The 1,307-nt window shown below is 27.9% G+C and carries 1 protein-coding gene; it reads right to left on the reverse strand.

What is annotated here, in order from left to right; translation table 11 throughout:
* Positions 1-137 precede the first annotated feature (137 nt).
* Positions 138-1,307: ISL3 family transposase (locus tag KHW44_RS09695; RefSeq protein ID WP_304068919.1), on the reverse strand; the 1,170-nt coding region annotated here is incomplete at its 5' end.

Consider the following 1,307-nt stretch of genomic DNA (forward strand, 5'->3'; position numbering starts at 1 on the left):
TCTTAATTATACATCATTATTCACTTACTTTTAAAAGACCTATCTTAATAGTCACTTTCTACCTGTTTTTAGCGTCACTTAATAAGCCTATAGGCTTATTTTCCTAAAAGCTAATTCTTTTATTCAGTTCTTGTATATTATTCAAGTGCTAATATTCTATTTCTAAATCTTTTGAAATTTTTCATTCCAAATGTTATTCTCTTTAATACTTTTATTTTATTGTTAATTCCTTCTACATATCCATTTGTAAATTCGTAATCAAAACTGTTTGATATTTGTTCTATCCAGTTCTTAAATGCTGTTAGACAGGACCTCCATTTAATGGATCCATCTTCTAACAGGTAAACTATCCAACCTTGTATGTTTCTTTGAGCTTTCTCTTTGTTTTCACTCTTCATAACTAGGTTGTAGAAGGTTTCTTTTGTTAGGTATGCTTTTCTTATTTCTTCGTTTCTTTCTAACATTATTGATACTTTTATCTTTTCGTCATCTTCAAGTTTTATCATTGGTTTTGTCAGAAGGGATTTACTTCTCATAAAGTGTATTCTTTCTTGTTTTTTCATCTTTTTTGATTCTGATATTCTTGTATTTTCAAATCCCCATGTTACTTGTCTTATGAAATGATATCTGTCTATTAGATGTTTTGCGTTTGGAAAGTGTTTTTTCTTTATATCTCTATATGGTCTATACATATCGCTTACGAAGATTTTTACTTTATCTTTTTCTTCTTTTGGTATTTGACTAAAGTATTTATCTAAGTAATCAAATTTTCTTGTTGGTAGTACGTCTAATATCTTTTTGTTTTGACTATCTGCTATTATCGTCTGGTATTTCTCTCCTCCTGAATCTCCTTTGAATTCGTCTATGTTTAGGACTTCTCCTAGTTTTAGTCTTTTTATTTCTACTGTATCTATTATGTTTAAGACTGTTTTGGGTGAAATGTAAAATTTTTTAGCTATATCTTTGATGGATATTTTGTTTTTAAATTCTTCTAATACTCTTCTTTTTAGTCTTTTTGTTATTTGGCAATGTTTTGATACGAATGGCTTGTCTTCTGTGAATCTTTTTCCACATTCTCTACACTTAAATCGTCTTATGTCTATTTTTAATATTACTTGTTTGTCTCTATATGATAAATCTCTTATGTTTTGTTGTCTATGGTCATGTATTTCTATCTTTTTTGATCCACAGCATAGACATGTTTTAGGTCTTTTCTTACATTTACCTGTTATTGTTATCTTATCTTCTGTTTCTTCTACTTTTTCTAATTTAATACCTTTAATTCCCACAAGCTTTGTGATATTATT

This window comes from Finegoldia magna, from assembly GCF_018371055.1.
GTDB lineage: Bacteria > Bacillota > Clostridia > Tissierellales > Peptoniphilaceae > Finegoldia > Finegoldia magna_I.